The organism is Cupriavidus sp. GW821-FHT07C08, assembly GCF_059419025.1.
Map to the genome: position 1 here is coordinate 105,502 of NZ_JBWKQZ010000005.1, position 18,394 is coordinate 123,895.

The 18,394-nt window shown below is 67.1% G+C and carries 13 protein-coding genes; 10 read left to right on the plus strand and 3 right to left on the minus strand.

The window, feature by feature from the left end; translation table 11 throughout:
- Positions 1 to 186: 186 nt before the first annotated feature.
- The 6 genes from AC07UK_RS08815 (at position 187) to AC07UK_RS08840 (ending at position 8,194) form a co-directional block, all read left to right on the plus strand.
- Entirely contained in the window at positions 187 to 1,362 is a 1,176-nt protein-coding gene (locus AC07UK_RS08815) for a glycosyltransferase (protein ID WP_494685854.1), read from the plus strand.
- Positions 1,340 to 2,503, plus strand: coding sequence for a glycosyltransferase family 4 protein (locus AC07UK_RS08820; protein ID WP_494685855.1), 1,164 nt, complete (start codon positions 1,340 to 1,342; stop codon positions 2,501 to 2,503). The genes AC07UK_RS08815 and AC07UK_RS08820 overlap by 23 nt, the downstream gene beginning before the upstream one ends.
- A 149-nt stretch (positions 2,504 to 2,652) precedes the next feature.
- Positions 2,653 to 3,930 carry a nucleotide sugar dehydrogenase gene (locus tag AC07UK_RS08825; RefSeq protein WP_228772429.1) on the plus strand — a complete coding sequence of 426 codons (1,278 nt, stop codon included), beginning with the start codon at positions 2,653 to 2,655 and terminating at the stop codon, positions 3,928 to 3,930.
- Positions 3,931 to 3,990: 60 nt separating this feature from the next.
- A complete protein-coding gene (locus tag AC07UK_RS08830; RefSeq protein WP_494685856.1) occupies positions 3,991 to 5,076 on the plus strand; it encodes an NAD-dependent epimerase/dehydratase family protein in 1,086 nt (361 codons plus the stop codon).
- 17 nt (positions 5,077 to 5,093) lie between these two features.
- Positions 5,094 to 7,088, plus strand: a complete 1,995-nt coding sequence (gene asnB, locus AC07UK_RS08835; RefSeq protein ID WP_494685857.1) for an asparagine synthase (glutamine-hydrolyzing) — start codon at positions 5,094 to 5,096, stop codon at positions 7,086 to 7,088.
- On the plus strand, positions 7,076 to 8,194 hold the full coding sequence (locus tag AC07UK_RS08840) for a glycosyltransferase family 4 protein (RefSeq protein WP_436224505.1): 1,119 nt from the start codon (positions 7,076 to 7,078) through the stop codon (positions 8,192 to 8,194). Before asnB ends, AC07UK_RS08840 begins: the two co-directional genes overlap by 13 nt.
- Here the strand turns inward: AC07UK_RS08840 and AC07UK_RS08845 are convergent.
- Positions 8,157 to 9,707 (minus strand): glucosamine inositolphosphorylceramide transferase family protein, encoded by a 1,551-nt coding sequence (locus AC07UK_RS08845; protein WP_494685858.1) that lies wholly within the window; start codon positions 9,705 to 9,707, stop codon positions 8,157 to 8,159. The two genes, AC07UK_RS08840 and AC07UK_RS08845, sit on opposite strands and share 38 nt — an antisense overlap.
- 465 nt (positions 9,708 to 10,172) lie before the next feature.
- Between AC07UK_RS08845 and AC07UK_RS08850 the strand changes: the two genes are divergently transcribed.
- The 3 genes from AC07UK_RS08850 to AC07UK_RS08860 all read left to right on the plus strand — a co-directional run bounded on the left by AC07UK_RS08850 (position 10,173) and on the right by AC07UK_RS08860 (position 13,991).
- Complete coding sequence (locus tag AC07UK_RS08850) at positions 10,173 to 11,384, plus strand: carboxylate--amine ligase (protein ID WP_013951744.1); 1,212 nt, start codon at positions 10,173 to 10,175, stop codon at positions 11,382 to 11,384.
- Positions 11,381 to 12,697, plus strand: coding sequence for an NAD(P)-binding domain-containing protein (locus tag AC07UK_RS08855; protein WP_436224507.1), 1,317 nt, complete (start codon positions 11,381 to 11,383; stop codon positions 12,695 to 12,697). The genes AC07UK_RS08850 and AC07UK_RS08855 overlap by 4 nt, the downstream gene beginning before the upstream one ends.
- 130 nt (positions 12,698 to 12,827) lie before the next feature.
- On the plus strand, positions 12,828 to 13,991 hold the full coding sequence (locus AC07UK_RS08860; RefSeq protein WP_494685859.1) for an acyltransferase family protein: 1,164 nt from the start codon (positions 12,828 to 12,830) through the stop codon (positions 13,989 to 13,991).
- A 93-nt stretch (positions 13,992 to 14,084) separates the two neighbouring features.
- On the opposite strand, the gene AC07UK_RS08865 is transcribed toward AC07UK_RS08860, so the two are convergent.
- Both AC07UK_RS08865 and AC07UK_RS08870 read right to left on the minus strand, forming a co-directional pair.
- A complete protein-coding gene (locus tag AC07UK_RS08865) occupies positions 14,085 to 15,266 on the minus strand; it encodes a hypothetical protein (protein WP_494685860.1) in 1,182 nt (393 codons plus the stop codon).
- A 47-nt stretch (positions 15,267 to 15,313) separates the two neighbouring features.
- Positions 15,314 to 16,567 (minus strand): oligosaccharide flippase family protein, encoded by a 1,254-nt coding sequence (locus tag AC07UK_RS08870; RefSeq protein WP_013951740.1) that lies wholly within the window; start codon positions 16,565 to 16,567, stop codon positions 15,314 to 15,316.
- A 652-nt stretch (positions 16,568 to 17,219) separates the two neighbouring features.
- On the opposite strand from AC07UK_RS08870, the gene AC07UK_RS08875 reads away from it, so the two are divergent.
- On the plus strand, positions 17,220 to 18,386 hold the full coding sequence (locus AC07UK_RS08875) for a polysaccharide biosynthesis/export family protein (RefSeq protein WP_436224511.1): 1,167 nt from the start codon (positions 17,220 to 17,222) through the stop codon (positions 18,384 to 18,386).
- Positions 18,387 to 18,394 lie beyond the last annotated feature (8 nt).

Below are 18,394 nucleotides of genomic sequence, written 5' to 3' on the forward strand. Positions count from 1 at the left end.
AGATATGAAATCCGATTCGCCCGCCCCTGTGAACCACCCGAGCGCGCGGGAACGTGTCGTACACCACAGAACCTCGCCGGCCGTCATGGCGCAGGGGGCAAGCGCCTGCGTTCGACGCCGAACAGATGCCGCGCTCAGGCAGCGGTAGCGTGCCTGGGACCGCATCAACCATGCCGAGGAGACAGGATGGACCAGAGCCAATCCGGAAAGCCAGCCGGGCCAATGCGGATCACCCTGCTCATCACCTGCCTGCAGATGGGGGGCGCGGAACAGCAGGTGGCCGCGCTCGCGCGCCAGTACCTGTCGCTGGGACACGCGGTCTCAGTGATCAGCCTGATGCCGGGCTGCGAGGTGAAGCTTCCGCAAGGCGTCGAAACCCTGATGCTGGCGATACGCAAGACCCCGCTGGCATTGCTGGCCACACTCATGCAGATCCGGCGCTTCGTGCTGCGCTGGCGCCCCGACGTCATCCATGCCCACATGGTTCACGCCAACCTGGTCGCGCGCCTGCTGACACGCGTGTGCCCGGTCCCCGCCACGATCTGCACGGCGCACAACTACATGGAGGGCAGCCGCTGGCGCATGCTGGCGTACCGCCTCACCGACCGCTGGGGCGACCTCACCACCCAGGTCAGCGACGAAGGCCGGCAGCGCATGATCGAGGTGCGGGCTACCCCCGAGTCGCGCATCATCTACGTGCCCAACGGCTTCGATACCACCCGCTACCGCCCCAGCGCTGGACAGCGCGCCGCCACCCGCGCCGAACTCGGCCTGGGCCCGGGCGACCGTTTCGTCCTCAACGTGGGCCGGCTGGTGCAGGACAAGGCCCAGGCCGACCTCATCGATGCCTTCGCGCAGGCCTGCCCCGGGCCCGGCAAGGTGCTGATGATCGCTGGCGACGGGCCGCTGCGCGATGCCCTGGCGCAGCGCATCGCACAGCACGGGCTGAGCGGGCGCGTGCGTCTGCTGGGCCAGCGGGCGGACGTGCCGGCGCTGCTGAATGCGGCGGATCTGTTCGTGCTGTCGTCCCTGATCGAAGGGATGCCGCTGGTCGTGGGCGAAGCGTTGGCGTGCGGATGCCCGGTGGTCGCCACGGATGCCTCGGGCGTCCCGGCCATGCTCGGCACCATCGGCACCCTGGTCCCTCGTGGCGATACCGCGGCATTGGCGCGCGCCATTCGCGACGCGGTCGCGCACGGGCGCGGTGAGCCTGCCGACGAAGCGGCGCGGCACCAGCATATCGCGGCGGCATTCAACATCGAGGTCATTGCCCGCGAGTGGCTGCGTCTGTATGCAAGGCTCGCCAGCGCCGGCGCGGCGCCACACGTGGAGGCCACCGATGCGGCCGCGCGCTACCAGTAGCCCGGGCCGGCACCAGGGCGCCGACGCGACGACGGCGCCGGCGATCTGCTTCCTGACCGGCACGCTGAACGTATTCGGCGGGGCCGAGCGCATGGCCGCCACGGTGGCGAACGAGCTGGCGCGGCGCGGCCACGACATCCACATCCTCAGCCTGTGCGATCCGCGCAGCTGCTTCCGGCTCGATCCGGCGGTCCGGCACGACGCCCTGTTCGATCGGCGCCCTTCCTTCCGTTCGCAATTCCTGCCCACCATCGCGCGCCTGCGGCGCTACCTCCGGCAGCACAAGATTGCCGTGCTGGTGGAAGTCGACCCCTTGCTGACGCTGTTCACCCTGCCGGCATGCCTGGGGCTGGGCATGCGCCGCATTGCCTGGGAGCATTGCAACTTCGACCAGGACCTGGGCCTGCCGCTGCGCAGCATCGCGCGCCGCCTCGCCGCACGCACCTGCGAGCGGATCGTGGTGCTGACCGAGCTGGACCGCGAGAAATGGGTACGCAGCCTGCATTGCACCAATATCGACGTCATCCCCAATATCCTGACCTTCCCCATCCCCGCCGAGCCGGCTGCGCGCACGTCCCGCACCGCTGTTGCCGTGGGGCGCCTGGCCGACGTCAAGGGCTTCGACGTGCTGCTGCAAGCGTGGGTGCCCATCGCCAGGGCGTTTCCGGACTGGCGGCTGCGGATCGTGGGCAACGGCGAGTTGCTCGAATCCCTGACACAGCTGCGCGACCGGCTCTGCCTGCAGGACTGCGTACACATCGAACCGGCACGCAGCGATATCGAGTCGGTGTACCGCGACGCCTCTCTCTTGTGCCTCAGTTCCCGCTTTGAAGGCTTTTCGCTGGTGTTGCTGGAGGCGATGGCATATGGCCTGCCGGTGGTCGCCACCAACTGCGAGACCGGGGTGAAGGCCATGCTCACTCACGGAGAAAACGCCCAGCTCAGTCCGGTCGACGACCCCGCCGCGCTGGCGCGTGGGATCGCGGCGGTCATCACCAGTCCCGAACTGGCGGCCCGCCTGTCCGAAGCGGGCCGCCGTCACGCACAAAGGTTCACGCCGGGCGAAATCGGCACGCACTGGGAACGCCTGCTGTCCGGCACATCCGGAGAAACCACCACCAGCGAAATCGGCATGGCATGACGCGGACTACCACTGCCGCACGGCTGCGGGCTTGTGTACGCCAAGACACGAACCGCCGCGCACGGCACGCCGCCCACGCACGATAATTTCAACGAGTCTGCCTTTCCATGCCGACGACGACAGGCTCGACTACTCGGAAGATCACGGTCATGGAACTCAGTCACGCACAAGTCGCCATCATAGGGCTGGGCTATGTCGGCCTGCCGCTCGCGGTGGAGTTCGGCAAGCAGCAGCCCGTGCTGGGCTTCGACGTCAATGCCGCACGCATCGAAGCACTGCGCGCCGGCCACGACGCCACGCTGGAGGTCGGCCCGGACGAGCTGCGCAGCGCGCACCACCTGCGCTACAGCAACGATCCCGAAGCGCTGAGGGACTGCCAGGTCTTTATCGTGACCGTGCCCACACCGGTGGACCGGGCCAAGCGCCCCGACCTGACGCCACTGATCCTGGCGAGCGAGACCGTGGGCAGGGCGATGGCGCCGGGCGCCGTGGTGATCTACGAATCGACCGTCTACCCGGGCGCCACCGAGGAAATCTGCGTGCCGGTGCTGGAGAGGCACAGCGGCCTGAAGTTCAACGTGGACTTCTTCTGCGGCTACAGCCCGGAGCGCATCAACCCCGGCGACAAGGAGCACCGGCTGCCGGATATCCGCAAGGTCACCAGCGGCAGCACGCCCGAGGCGAGCGAGGCCATCGACAAGCTCTACGGCAGGATCATCGTGGCCGGCACGCACCGCGCCAGCAGCATCCGCGTGGCGGAGGCCGCCAAGGTCATCGAGAACACCCAGCGCGATGTCAACATCGCGCTGATGAACGAACTCAGCCTGCTGTTCCACAAGCTGGGCATCGACACGCTCGAAGTGCTGCGGGCCGCCGGCACCAAGTGGAATTTCCTGCCGTTCCGCCCGGGCCTGGTCGGCGGGCACTGCATCGGGGTCGATCCCTACTATCTGACGCACAAGGCGCAGGAGGTCGGCTATCACCCGCAGGTCATCCTGGCAGGCCGACGCATCAACGACAAGATGGCGATCCACGTTGCCGACGAGGTGGTGAAGCTGATGCTGCGCCGGGGCATTCCGGTGCTCGACAGCCGCGTGCTGGTGCTCGGCCTGACGTTCAAGGAGAACTGCCCTGACGTGCGCAACACCAAGGCCGTGGACATCGTGACCACGCTACGCAGCTACAACGCCCAGGTCGATGTCTACGACCCGTGGATCAATATCGAAGACGCCGAGCACGAATACGGCCTGTCCTGCCTGCGCGAGGCCCCGCGCAACGACCAGTACGACGCCATCGTGCTGGCGGTCGCGCACCACCAGTTCGTCACCATGGGCGTGCGGGCGATCAAGGCCCTCGGCAAGGCGCATGCGGTGCTGTTCGACGTCAAGGGCATCCTGCCGAGGAGCGAAATCGACGCACGCCTGTAGCCGCCTTGCGGCCACGCACGGAAAACCCGCCGGAAGCGGCGCAACGGAACCACCGTCCCCATGCAAGAGAACGCCTACGCGCACCTCAAGGCCCGCCTGGCTGCCACGCCGCGCACGTGGCTTGTCACCGGCGTCGCCGGATTCATCGGCAGCAACCTGCTGGAAACGCTGTTGCGCCTCGACCAGCGCGTGGTCGGCCTGGACAACTTCTCCACCGGGCACCGCCGCAACCTCATCGAGGTCGAGGCGCTGGTGTCGCCCCGGCAGTGGGCCAATTTCCGCTTTATCGAAGGCGATATCCGCAACCTCGAGCACTGCCGCAGCGCCATGCGCTTTTGCGCGCCCGGGCGCGAGGGCGCAGCCAACGGCCTGCACCCGGTGGACTTCGTGCTGCACCAGGCGGCGCTCGGCTCCGTGCCGCGCAGCCTGGAAGACCCGATCGCGACTCACAGTGTCAATATCAGCGGATCCCTGAACCTGCTGGTCGCCGCCCGCGACGCGCAGGTCAGTACCTTCGTCTATGCGGCGAGCAGCAGCACCTACGGCGACCACCCGGGCCTGCCGAAAGTGGAAGACCGCATCGGCAAGCCGCTGAGCCCCTACGCGGTCACCAAGTACGCCAACGAGCTGTACGCCGACGTCTTTCACCGGTGCTACGGCGTGCATGCCACTGGGCTGCGCTACTTCAACGTGTTCGGGCCGCGCCAGGATCCCAATGGTGCCTATGCGGCGGTGATTCCCAAATGGATCGCAGCCCTGCTGCGGCACGAAACCGTCTACATCAACGGCGACGGAGAAACCAGCCGCGATTTCTGCTACGTCGCGAACGCCGTGCAGGCCAACCTGCTCGCCGCCGCCAGCGACCACTGCGAGGGGGACAGCCAGGTCTACAACGTGGCGGTCGGCGACCGCACCACGTTGGCCACATTGTTCGAGCTGCTTCGCGACGGGCTGCGGCCCTACGGCGTCGCCGCCGGCACCGAGCCGGTCTATCGCGGCTTCCGGGCCGGAGACGTGCGCCACAGCCAGGCCGACATCGGCAAGGCACAACGCCTGCTGGGATACCTGCCTACCCACCGCGTCCGCGACGGCCTGGCCGAGGCGATGCCTTGGTACGTGCAGATGCAGCAGGCACTGAACGCCTGAGCAACCGGGACATAGCCATGTGCGGATTTGCAGGATTTCTTGGCGGCTCGCCCGCCACCCTGGCCGACCGGGCGGCCTTGCTCGCTGACATGGCCAACCAGATCCGCCACCGCGGACCGGACCACGGCGACACCTGGTGCGATCCGGACCAGCCGTTCGGGCTGGCCCACCGCCGCCTGGCGATCGTCGATCTGTCCGCGGCCGGACACCAGCCCATGACCGCCGCCAGCGGCCGCCATGTCATTGCCTTCAACGGCGAGATCTACAACCACCTGGACATCCGCGCCGAGTTGGAGCGTGCCGGCGTCGCGCCCCGGTGGCGCGGCCACTCCGACACCGAAACGCTGCTTGCCGGCATCGACGCCTGGGGCGCCGAGGCCACGGTCCGGCGCGCCGTGGGCATGTTTGCGTTTGCGCTGTGGGACCGGCGGACCTGCACGCTGACACTGGCGCGCGACCGGCTCGGCGAAAAGCCGCTCTACTACGGCTGGCAGGCAACCGGCAGGGGCCGTGCCTTCCTGTTCGGGTCGGAACTCAAGGCGCTGCGCCCGCATCCGGCGTTCGAGGGCCGCATCAACCGCGACGCGCTGTGCCTGTATATGCGCCACAACAATGTGAGCGGCAGCCATTCGATCTACCACAATGTCGCCAAGCTGCTGCCGGCGCATCTGCTGACGGTCTCGCTGGGGGCGCCCGAGCCCGTGCTGCGGCCCTACTGGTCCGGCGCCGGGGCCGCGCTTGACGGCGTCCAGCATCCTTTCGCCGGCAGCCCGGACGAAGCCGTGGACCAGCTGGAGATGCTGTTGCGTGATGCGGTAGGCCGCCAGATGATGGCGGACGTCCCGCTCGGTGCCTTCCTGTCCGGCGGGGTCGATTCCTCGACGGTGGTGGCATTGATGCAGTCGCAATCGTCGCAGCCTATCCGCACCTTCTCCATTGGCTTTCACAATTCCGACTACAGCGAAGCCGCACACGCGAAGGCGGTGGCGCGGCATCTTGGCACGAGCCATACCGAGCTGTACGTCACGCCCGAGCATGCGATGGCGGTCATCCCCGGCCTGCCCCGGATCTACGACGAACCATTCGCCGACTCTTCGCAGATCCCAACGCTGCTGGTCAGCGAGCTGGCGCGGCGGCATGTCACCGTTTCGCTTTCCGGCGACGCCGGCGACGAACTGTTCGGCGGCTATAACCGTTACCAGATCACGGCCGAGTTGTGGCCCCGGCTCTCGCGCATTCCCGCCCCGCTACGGGCAGCTGCGGCATGGAGCCTGACACGATGCCCGCCACACCGCATCAACCGGATCGCAGCCGCGTTCCCCGTCGCCTCGCGCTGGGCCAATGTGGGCGAGAAGATCCACAAGGGCGCCGGCGTCATGGCGGCGCGCTCGTCGGCCGAGCTGTACCGCGGCATGGTGTCCCACTGGCCCCACCCGGAGATGCTCGTCGTCGGCGGCGCGGAGGCGGCCACGGTGCTGGACGGCAGCGCGCAGGCCTTCAGCGCCTTGACCGACGTGGAGCGGATGATGGCGCTGGACATGCTGAGCTACCTGCCCAACGACATCCTGGCCAAGGTCGACCGCGCAGCCATGCATCACAGCCTTGAGACCCGCATACCGTTCCTCGACCACCGCGTGGTCGAATTCGCGTGGCGGCTGCCGCTGGCCTACAAGTTGCGCAGGGAAGCACGGGGCTATACCACCAAATGGGTGCTGCGCCAGGTGCTGGACCGCTATGTGCCGCGCACGCTGATCGAGCGGCCCAAGATGGGCTTCGGCATTCCGATCGACGCGTGGCTGCGCGGGCCGCTGCGCGACTGGGCCGAGGACCTGATCGATCCCCGGCGCCTGCGGCGCGAGGGCTACCTGAACCCGGAGCCGATACGCAAGCGCTGGGCCGAGCATCTTTCCGGGCGGCGCAACTGGCAGCATCAGCTCTGGTGCGTGCTGATGTTCCAGGCATGGCTCGCGCACCAGACCGCACCGGAAAGGAGTCCCGCATGCGTTTCCTGATGATCGCCAGCTATGCCGACTCGCTGATCGCGTTTCGCGGCCCGCTCATCGCGGCGCTGCAGGACAAGGGCCTGGAGGTGCATATCGCCGCGCCCGACCTGCCAGCGGGGCACCAGGTGCGCGCCGCGCTGGAATCGCGTGGCGTGGTCGTGCATCACGTCCCGCTCCAGCGTACCGGGATGAACCCGCTGGCGGACGCGCGCACGCTGCTCGCCCTGCATCGGCTGATGCGGCGGGTCAGGCCCGCCTGCGTGATGAGCTACACCATCAAGCCGGTGATCTACGGCATGCTGGCGGGCTGGCTGGCGCGCGTGCCGCGCCGCTTCGCGCTGATCACCGGGCTGGGCTATGCCTTTCGCGAGGACAGCGGCAGAAGCCGGCTGCGCGCGGTGGTGCAGCGGCTCTACGCGCTGGCGCTCAGCCGCGCCCATACGACCTTCTTCCAGAATCCCGACGACGAGGCGCTGTTCCGCCGCGCGCAAATCCTGCCGGCCGGCAAGCGTTCGTGCATTGTCAATGGTTCCGGCGTGGACGTGGCGAGCTTCGAGGTCGCGCCCCTGCCCGACGACGGCCCGCGCTTCCTGCTGATCGCCCGCCTGCTGGGCGACAAGGGCGTGCGCGAGTATGCCGAGGCCGCGCGAAGAATCCGGGCGCGCGGCGCCGGTGCGCGCTTCAGCCTGGTGGGCTGGATCGATGCCAGCCCCGACGCCATCGCGCAGGACGAGCTGGACGCATGGGTCGCGGACGGAACCGTCGACTTCCTCGGCCGCCTGTCCGACGTGCGCCCCGCCATTGCCGGCTGCAACGTTTACGTGCTGCCTTCCTACGGTGAAGGCACGCCGCGCTCTGTGCTGGAAGCCATGGCGATGGGCCGTCCCATCATCACCACCGATGCGCCAGGCTGCCGCGAGACGGTGGTTGACGGCGACAACGGCCTGTTGGTGCCGGTCAAGTCCGTGGGCGCGCTGGAGCAGGCCATGATGCAGCTGATCGAGGACTGGGAGCAAGTCGTGCGCATGGGCCAGCGCTCGCGCCAGATCGCCGAGTCCAAGTACGACGTGCGCAAGGTCAACGCCGTGATGCTGCGCGAGATGGGGTTCGAGTAGGCAGCGGCAGGCGCAAGGCGCGGGCGGCGCGCGACACGATCCTGTGCCACAGCACGCCGCCATTGAAACCATGGCGCTTGCCGTCCACCACGACGCGCCCGCCCCACGCCGACAAGGTGTGCAAGCCGTGCGGGTTGACACGATCCCCCGCCGGGCTGATGACCCCCACCGTCTCCTCCCGATAGAACTCGGGCGTGCAGTGCACGATGCGGTTGACGGCGATGGCCTGCCCGTAGCCGGTCTTGCAGACCTGCGTCACGCGCAGCAGCCCGTCTGCTTCCCGCATGACCGAGCCGGCCGCGCGCGCCGAGCCGTGGTCGAACTTGACCGGGTTCTGCGGGTGCGGCTGCCAGGGACCGAGTAGGTTATCCGCATAGCACAGGCATACGTTGTCGAACTGCCCCATCGCGACGTCGGTGTACAACAGCCAGAAACGGCCTTCATGCTCGAAGATGGTCGGGTCGACCGCGGCCACGTCCTCCAGCAGCACCGCGACCTGCTGCCAGCGCCCGCCTTCCTCCTGCCGGTTCAGCACGCAGCGCCGGCTCTGCGAAGACTCCGCCACGCAATACAGCGCCCCGTCATGGCGAAACAGATACGGGAACGACAGGTGCCCCGGCAGCCCGAGATCGACCTGCCCCGCGCTGGACGGCGCCTCGTGCGCGTCCAGCTTGAGCCTGACGATGCGGCCAATGTTCTGCCGCAAGTCGACTTCCTCGCAATAGATCTCGTCCGGACTGCCGGGCACGCCGAAAGGATCGGCCCAGCAGTACGACGGCATGCGAGTGCCGAGCCAGCGCACCGGCAGGCGCTGCGCGCGCACGGCGTCGGCAAACGCCATCTCGACGATGCCCACCATCCATTCCTCCACCAGCACGAAGCCCTTGAGCTGGATGATGGCGTGACTGCCGAGGGCGCGCAGGCGCCAGAGCAGGCGCCGCCATGCCGGCACGCGGCCGTGGCACCCCGTCCACGCCTGGCGCCCCGACAGTCCGCCCAGGGCGCGGATCTCGCGCAGGGCGCCGTCAAGCAGCGACGCACCCATGACGGCAAGCCGTTCGGGGCGAACCTTCTCGCAGGGTTCGGCATAGCCGGAGGCGGTGTCGACCAAGAACGCATGCGAGGGCGTCCAGGCCACCAGGTGCAGGCGGATGCCGGCACCGCTGGCGTGGGTCTCCAGGCCGTGGTGCGGGTCGCCCGGGGCAAGGCCGCGCGCGTCGCACAGGCGCCACACGCCCTCTGCGGCGTGGCGGCTCCAGCCGGTATCGAGCCTGCCGGTCAGGTCGACGATGGCGGTCACCGGCCCGCCCGCCTGCAGCGCCATCGCCCGATCGGCAGTGCCGCTCGTTTCCTCCAGCGCGTTCATTGCGCCAAGCGCGCGCTCGACCACTCGGCACGTTCCCGAGGCTTGCAGACGCTGCACCACCAACCGCTCCCAGCCTGCGGGCTCGGTTGTAGTGACCATGATGACCAGGCTCTCCCGCGCGGCGGTCTCTGGCAACAGACAGGACATGTCTTCCTCCCTGGCAATCGGGTGCAATGGCTCCTGGTATTTGGCGCCGGGATGCAGCGCCCCGACATTAGCCTTAGGGCGGAGCCGCAATCATCCTTCGGTAGGTAGCCGGCCTGTGGTGACGCCGGCTGCCGTGCGCGAGTGTTGGAAAAGCCGGCATGTGTGTGCCCCCGTACGGATCACCCGTTTGCGTCGCGGTAGCTTGCCAGTGCCGACCCGGTGCGCATTGCCGGCACCCGTGTCGACAGGACGGCAGGACCGTGCTGGCTGCTTCAAACGGTGTGTGTGTCCTCGTACGGATAAGCCATGTGCATCGATCTAGATTGCATTCGTCGACTTGTGCGCATGCCGGGCACCGGTATCGACGCGACGGGCAGACCGTGCGGACCGCGCCAGGCACCCCCTTCCTGCCCTTTTTATGGCCCCTTCCGGCCTCAGTGCAGCGCCTAACACTTCCCGGAAATCATGATGAAAAGCACGCTGGATCCGGCAGAGACAACCGCGGCGGTAGTCGTCGGCGGCGAACTCGGCGGGCTTGGATTAGTGCGGTCATTGGCGGGCAAGGGGATTCCCGTCCTCCTGGCAGACACCGGGCACACCACGCCGGCGTCCTGGTCCCGCCATGCGCGCCGGCACATCATTCGAAGCCTGGTCGGGCGCGAATTCACCGAAGACCTGATTGCGCTGGCCCGGCGTCTCGGCCAGCGGCCCGTCCTGTTCCTGACCGACGAGGATGCCGTGCACAGCGTCTCGGAAAACCGGGATGAGCTGTCGGAATGGTTCCGGTTCTGCGTGCCGCCGGCGCAAGGCGTGCGCATGCTCAGCAGCAAGTCGGCCTTCCATTGCTTTGCCGAAGAGAACGGCTTCCCGGTGCCGCGCACGGTCATCATGAACGGACAACTCGACGTGCCCCTGCTGTCCGGCCTGCGCTATCCCGCCGTGATCAAGCCCGACGACAAGCGCCAGGCCCTGACCGGAGACAAGGAGCGCGCAATCCGCGTGCAATCGCTTGCCGAGGGACAAGCCCACGCTCGCGCCATGCTGCGCACCCCCGGCGGCATCGTGGCGCAGGAATGGATCGAAGGCCCGCAGAGCAATATCCATTTCACGCTCTTCTACCGCGGCATGGATGGCAAGGCCGCGGCGGTGTTCACGGGCAGGAAGCTCGCCTGCTGGCCGCCGGAAATCGGCAGCACCGCCGTCTGCGTTGCGGCCCCCGAAGCCAGCGAGGAACTGGAGCCGATCACGCTGGCCTTCGCCGAGCGCGCCAGCTTCTACGGCATGGGCAGCATGGAATACAAGTGGGACGAGATCCACCGGCGCTTCGTGATGATCGAACCGACCGTCGGACGGATCGACTGGCAGGAGGAAATCGCCACGCTGTGCGGGGTCAATATCCCGCTGGCGGCCTACCGGCATGAACTGGGCCTGCCCGACCTGCCGGCAGCCACGCCCCCGCCCGGCGGCGCGGTTTGGCGCGCGACCTTCCTGCGTTCCGCGCCGCGCAGCCTGATGCCGCACGGCGCGCGCATTTTCGACGGTTATTTCCGTTGGGATGACCCGCTGCCTGCCATCCAGCACTACTGCCTGAGCATGCCGCTCGACCGCTTCCTGCTGCACTGGAGCGGCTGGTTTCCTTCCACGCGCCGCGACCAGGTCCAACAGGAACAGCAATGATCTCGACCACAGACACTGCGATTATCGGGGCGGGCCCGTATGGACTGTCGATCTCGGCCCACCTTAGCGACGCCGGCGTGCCCCACCAGGTGCTGGGGGAACCCATGCTGGCCTGGCGCAATTTCATGCCGCCCGGGATGCTGATGCGATCGGAGGCCTTCGCCTCCGACTTGTACGCGCCCCACGCCGGCTACCGGCTGGAGGATTACTGCCGCCTCATGCACCTGCCCTATGCCCCCATCGGCATGCGCCTGCCGCTTGAACGGTTTGTCGAGTACGGGCTCTGGTTCCAGTCGCAGCTCGTTGGCCACGTCCGCCCGGTGGACGTCACGGAGTTGCGCCGCCAGGACGACGGCTTCCTCCTGTCCCTGAGCGACGGGAGCGCCCTGGCCGCACGGCGCGTGGTGGTCGCCCTCGGGCTCAAGGGGTTCGAGCAGACGCCGACAGTGCTGCAGGGGCTGCCCAGGCCGCATGTGCTGCACTCGGGTGAGATCGGCAACCTGGCATGGGCCCGGGGCAAGCGCATCGTGATCGTCGGCGGCGGGCAGTCGGCGCTTGGCCTGGCGGCACTGTTCAACGAACTGGGCGCCCATGTCCGCGTGCTGGTCCGGGGCGGCATCATTTCCTGGAACGAAGATCCGGAGGTCGGACGCAGCCTGCTGTCGCGCATGCTGCGTCCCGAGGGCGGGCTGGCCCAGGGCTGGTATCCCTATGTCCTGTCTGAGTTCCCGTACCTGTTCCGGGGTGTCGGGCAGCGAACGCGCAAGCGCATCGCCGAGGCCTCGTTCGGCCCCTCCGGGGCGTGGTGGCTGCGTGACCGGGTGGCCGGCAAGATCGAGCTCCGGATGAACACCACGGTCCGGCACGTCGCGATCCGCAACGACGAGGTGGTGCTGGAGGTAAGCGGTGAGAACGGACCGGCAACCATCACCGGCGACCACGTCGTCGCCGCCACCGGGTTCAAGGTCGACCTGGCCAGGCATGCCTTCCTGTCGCCGGAAATCGTCAGCGCGCTGTCGCTCGTCGATGGCTGGTCGGACGTGTCGCGCAACTTCGAATCCGCCATGCCGGGGCTCTATATCACCGGACCGGCGTCGGCGCTGAGCTTTGGGCCGGTACTGCGCTTTGTCTATGGCGCCAAGTATGCCGCGCCCCGCATCGCGCGGCATATCAGCCGGTGCCACGCCGCGGAAGGCGGCAGCCGTGCCTTCGATGCGCCCGCCGTGCCGCAGCCCCTGGCCGAGAGCCGCACCGGCGTGTTATCGCATCCTCCGGCGGCGGCGTTCCAGGAAGCGAAAAGCCCCGCCGAATAGCACCCTGCGCCAGCAGCGGTCCATCGCCAGCCGAGGCCGGCGTGCGGCGGTGACCGAAGCAACAGGCGGACCCACATCTATCAGACCGGCCACCAGCCGGCTTCGGCATTGACAGAAACGGGAGCGTTCGATGCAACAATTCAAGCCACTCACCAGCCTGCGGCTGTTCCTGGCCCTATGGGTATTGTGCAGGCACTATTTCCATGTCTACGAGCCGGACGCCATGCTCTTCAACATCGGCTTCACCAGCACGTACTTCGATCATGGCTACCTGGGCGTCGACGGCTTCTTTATCCTGAGCGGCTTCATCCTCGCCTACAACTACGATCCGGCGCCGGGGCAGCAGCTGCAGTGGAAAAAGTTCATCGTGGCGCGGATCGCCCGCATCTACCCCGTCTACCTCTTCTGCCTGCTCGCCTTCGCGCTTGCTGTGATCGTCCGCGACCTGGGCCTGCATACGCACACCGTCGGCACGGGCAACTACACCTTGTCCAGCTTCGTGCCGGAAGCGCTGATGCTGGGCGCGTGGCAGTACGCCGGGCCGAGCGGGTGGAATGACGTCGGCTGGTCGGTCAGCGCCGAATGGTTTGCCTATGTCTTCTTCCCGCTGTTCCTGCTGGCAGCGCCACGCCTGAACAAGGCCCGCATCGCCATGGCCGGCTGCCTGGCCCTGGCGGCCCTCGCGGCAGTGGAAGCCACCGCGCCCGACCATCTGTCGCTGAGCGGCGGCGTGGCACGGCTGGTTCCGGAATTCCTGCTGGGGGTGCTGCTCTGCCGGCTGCGCGAAGCGATGCCGCGCCACAACGGTTTCGCCGCTGGCGGCATGCTGTCGCTGGCTGTCTGCGTGCTCGGCGTCGGACTGGGGCTGGATGTCCTGTTCGTCGCCGGCGCGGCCGGGCTGGTGTTCTTCCTCTCCTACGAAAAGGATGCTCTTACCCGCGTGCTGTCGCTGCGCAGCCTCGTCTTCCTCGGCGAGGTCTCCTACTGCATTTATATCGTGCAGCGCATTCCGCAATACATGTTCGCCTTCGCGCGGGGCAAGATGGCGAGCCTTGCCGCCCTGCCGGGGGTAGCGCAGGCAGCGTTGCTGCTGGCGTTGACGGTCGGCATCGCCATCCTGCTGCATTTCGTCGTCGAGAAGCCGATGCGGATTTATATCAATCGCCGCTTTGGTGCCAGGGCAAAGCCGGTGGAGGTATCAGAGCGACCCACTGATTCGCGAGACAGGGAGTACGCAGCCGCCTCAGGTCAGCAAGGCAGGCGCGCACGGGGCACTGGATCAAGGGCTGGGTAAGGGGGCGACGCCGCCCATCTGCGCGGATCGTTGTGTGGGCGGCGGATGATGGTGATGGCCAGGCGGGCCGACGTGGCGGCAAGCGGCTGAAACTCAGCGGCTGGTACCGAGCGGCTGGTACTCAGCGGCCGAAGCCCGGCGCCTGACCTGCCTTTCCCTGACATTGCAGATCAGCAGGCAGACCAGCATCGGCACGAACATCCACTTCTGCCGCACGGAGATGCCCAGGTTCGCCGTCATCGGCGCCAGGATCAGCCAGGTGCCGGCGCAGTAGATCCAGAGAAACGCCGCGTTCCTCAGTACCACGCGATCGCCTCGCCGGCGAATCATCCCCCAGACACCGAGCACCGCGAGCACCAGCAGTACCACGTTGTCCAGCGACGCCGCCAGGCCGAAGATGCCGTTTGCCTCGTACGGCAGGGGCCGGAAGACATAGGTGAAGAGCTGCATCGGCAGCGACATGCTGCCGATGTCGATGCCGCCCCCGCCATGCTGGTTGTAGCCCTGGCGTTTTTCGACATAGGTCTCGATGGAATCGCCGTCCGCCGGCATCTCCAGGCCCGCGTACTGGATGGTGAACGGCACGATAGCCGCGGAGGCGGCCAATGCCACGCTGACCAGCGCGGCCCGCCACTTCCAGGGGACCTTCGCCGAGAACACCATCGAGGCAGCGAGCGACAGGATCATGATCGCCGCGATGTGCGGCCGCATCAGGAACATGCAGGCGATGGCGATGATCATGAGCCAGCTGCGGCGCGGCATGGACATGCTTGCCCATAGCGCAAGGCTGGTGGCCATGAAGGCGACCGAATCCTTGCCGATGGCGGCGCTCCAGAAGCTGATCGACGGCAGCAGCACGATCACCACGGCCAGCCTGCGCAGGAATCGGCTCCTGTCCTGTGTCACCGTGCGCAGCACCGCGTCAAACGCCAGCAGGCCGATCGTCCCGAAGATGTTGAAGACAAAGAACACCCCCACGTACGAGAAGCCGAGGTATATGGAAAAGATATGCGTGAAGTAGCTCACGCCGCGCGTGCCGATGCCAAACTCGGGTGACGGCGCCAGCGACGCCTCGAAGTAGTCCGCGGCGTCTCCGCCGCTCTCCATCACCAGCTTGGCGTAGAATATGCAGAAAATGGTGTGCCAGACATAGAGAAACAGCCCCCATTTCGGCCGGGTGCCGAACTTGCGGCCCATGCTCACCGCCACGGGTGCGCCCAGCATCAGCACGAGCGTCGCGCTGATGACATGCCACGCGGAAGATGCGTATTCCATGGTCGAAACCCCAAGCAAGAGTTGGCCGCCTCAGGCGCGCCAGCCGGTCACACCGCCTGCTCCATTGCGACCGGCTCACGGGAGCGGATGAAGAAGCCGATGCCGGCAATCACCGCTACCAAATTGCCTGCGATATAGCCATAGACGGCGCCCCGGGCACCGTGGATGGGGATCGCGATCAGATCCACCAGGATCATGGTGCCCAGCACCAGCAGCCATTTCTCCACCAGCCAGTTCGGCTTGCGCAGGTAGATCACCAGCAGCGACAGGGCCGCATCGGCGAACACCAGCCCGGATGCCATCGCGGAAAGCCGCAGCAGGCTGGCCGCGGCATCATAGTGATCGCCGTAGATCAGGGCGATGATCCAGGGCGCGCAGTAAGCCAGCACTGCGCCTCCCGCGACCCCCATGAAGACCATGCCGGCGACGACGTACAGCACATTGCGCCGTACCAGCGTCAGGGTCGGCTGCGCGTAGATCATCAACGGCGCCACCGAGCTCGCGACGATCGCGCTGAGCATCATGAAGTTGTCCAGGACCTGCATGGAGGCGGCATAGCCACCAAGCTCGAACAGGGAAATGTGCGGCTTGAGCAGGAGTTGATCGATGCGCTTGGCGCAGAGCATCAGGATCATGCTCGCCCAGAACACCGTGCCGTCGCGCAACAGCTTCCTGGCAAGAGACCAGTCAAGCTCGACCGCCACGCGGGGGCTGCGCTTGCGGTAGTAGCGGGCGTGCAGCACGGCAAACAACAGCGACTCCACCGCCACTACCCAGGCAAAGACCGGCGCGGAGTCCGTGCCTGCCAGGTAGAGCCCGGAGACCGCAATCATCCGGAAGGCGAGGCCGACCATGCTGAAGATCACGGCAGGGCGGCTGTCGGTACGCGCCTGCAGCCAGGTCCGGACCGCGCCGAAGGGTTCGCGGAACAGCATGGGGATGCCAGTGATGAAAACGATCACGACAATGACCTCGTCGTCCTCCGTCATTGCCACGACCACTACCAGCAGCAGGTAGCCCACCACGGCGGCAATCTCGCGCAGCCCGAATACATGGGCCAGCAGCCGGTGTTGCGCGGCCGGCGCCTGGTCCGCAACCAGGCGCGGGATGACCACTTCATTGCCACAGATCAGGGCGACCGCCGATGCAATCAGCACCAGCGACTGAGCGTACTGGAACTCGGCAAAGCCTTCGGGGCCGACGGCGCGTGCGATCATGGCCACGCTCACGATGCCGAACACCACCTGCAGGCCACGCTCGAAGACCAGCCAGAATACATTGCGGGCGATCTGCATTTGCATGCCAGGTCTCTCCGGAAAGAAGATCGGAAAAGTCGTTGCCGGCAGGGCCGCCGGATGTGCCGCGCGCATCTGCCAGTCTTGCCGGTCTTCGTTGGAACCCCTATCAAAAAGCACGCTGGCTTCGTTGCGCGGTCCTGCCGTACAACTGTTGCTGTCCGGGGCCGCGCGCCTTGCCAGGACCGTCTCCGCTTCGTTCTGATGACGCCTCCCGGCACTGAACCTCAGTCGCCGCGGCTGCGCCTGGCGCTGCCACCCGGTTGACCGGGCGCTTGCACCGATTCTAAGTATTCTGCCCCCCAGCAACCGCGCTCACTGTTGCCCCCCGCACACTGCGGGGCGCCCCGTCAGGGCTGCCCCCATGGCCGTGGCCTATGCTCCATTCGCTGACCAGACATGCAGCCGTGCCGGCTGTGTGTTCCCGCAGACTACAGCCTGGCCGTGGCGGCACCATCATCCAGATGGCCGTCTCCTCCTGATGGAGGAGGGGAACCGCCGTCCGTGCCGTGCTGCTTTCGGTCGTGCCGTGGTCGGAGCTCTCGCTTGAAAGCAATGTGTGTCAGCGCACCGAGACTTTCAGCCGGCATTCCTACGATTAATGCATCGTGGGTGAAGTACCGGCCTGGTTGCCTGCCCGCTTCGCGAGGAGATCGCCGTGAGATCAATCTACAGCTGTGCCATCCAGCGCTCCAACCAGCCGCGGCGCCGCGGCCCTGCGGCGTCGCTGCTGCCTCTCCTGGCCAGTGCACTGCTGACGGCATGCGCCGCCTCCCCCGGCATGGTTTTCGACAGCAACGCACCGGTCAAGGCGGTCGGGCCCAACGCGACCACCACCGTGACGCCGATCACGCTCGATCTGGTGCGCGCACTGCGCCACAAGATCAAGCCCGCCAACGAGCGCGTCGAAGAGCTGTATGCCCCGGCGCAGCCTTACCGGATCGGCCCGGGCGACATCATTTCAGTGGTGGTCTGGGACCACCCCGAACTGGTCTTCCCGACCCAGACCTACAGCCCCGGCGCGAGCTTCGAAATCCCCGCATCGACCGGTGGCTCCAACCTGCCGGGCTACGTGGTGAGCGCACAGGGAGACATCCAGTTTCCCTATGCCGGCTCGCTCAAGGTCGCTGGCAAGACCGCCAACCAGGTGCGCGACGAAACCGCGCGCATCCTCTCCCGCGTGGTGCGCAATCCACAAATGACCGTGCGCGTGCTGGGCTTCCGCAGCCAGCGCGTCTATGTCGACGGCGAAGTGCGTACGCCCGGCATGCTCGCCATCGACGATGCGCCGATGACGCTGGTCGAGGCGCTCAACCGTGCCGGCGGCGTGCTGAACCTGACCGGCGACAACAGCCGCATACGCGTGACGCGCGGCGAGCGCAGCTGGTACGTCAATATCCCGGCCTTGCTGGCAAGGGGCACCGATCCGGCCCGCATCATGCTGCGCTCCGGTGACATCGTGCGCGTGGAGCAGCGCGAGGACAACAAGATCTTCGTGACCGGCGAAGTGGGGAAACCGACATCGCTGCTGATGCGCAATGGCCGCATGACGCTGAACGAGGCGCTCGGCGACGCCGGCGGCGTGAACCCGGGCACGGCCAACGCGGAGCAGATCTTCGTCATCCGCAAGGCGCCCAACGGCGAACCCTCGGTGTTCCACCTGGACGGCACCTCGCCGGCGGCGCTGGCCATTGCCGAAGGCTTTGAGCTGGAGCCGAAAGACGTGGTCTATGTCGACGCCCGCGACCTGGTTCGCTGGAGCCGCGTGATGAACCTGCTGCTGCCGTCCACGTCGCTGATCGGCACTGCGGCAGGGATCAAGTGAGTGAAACA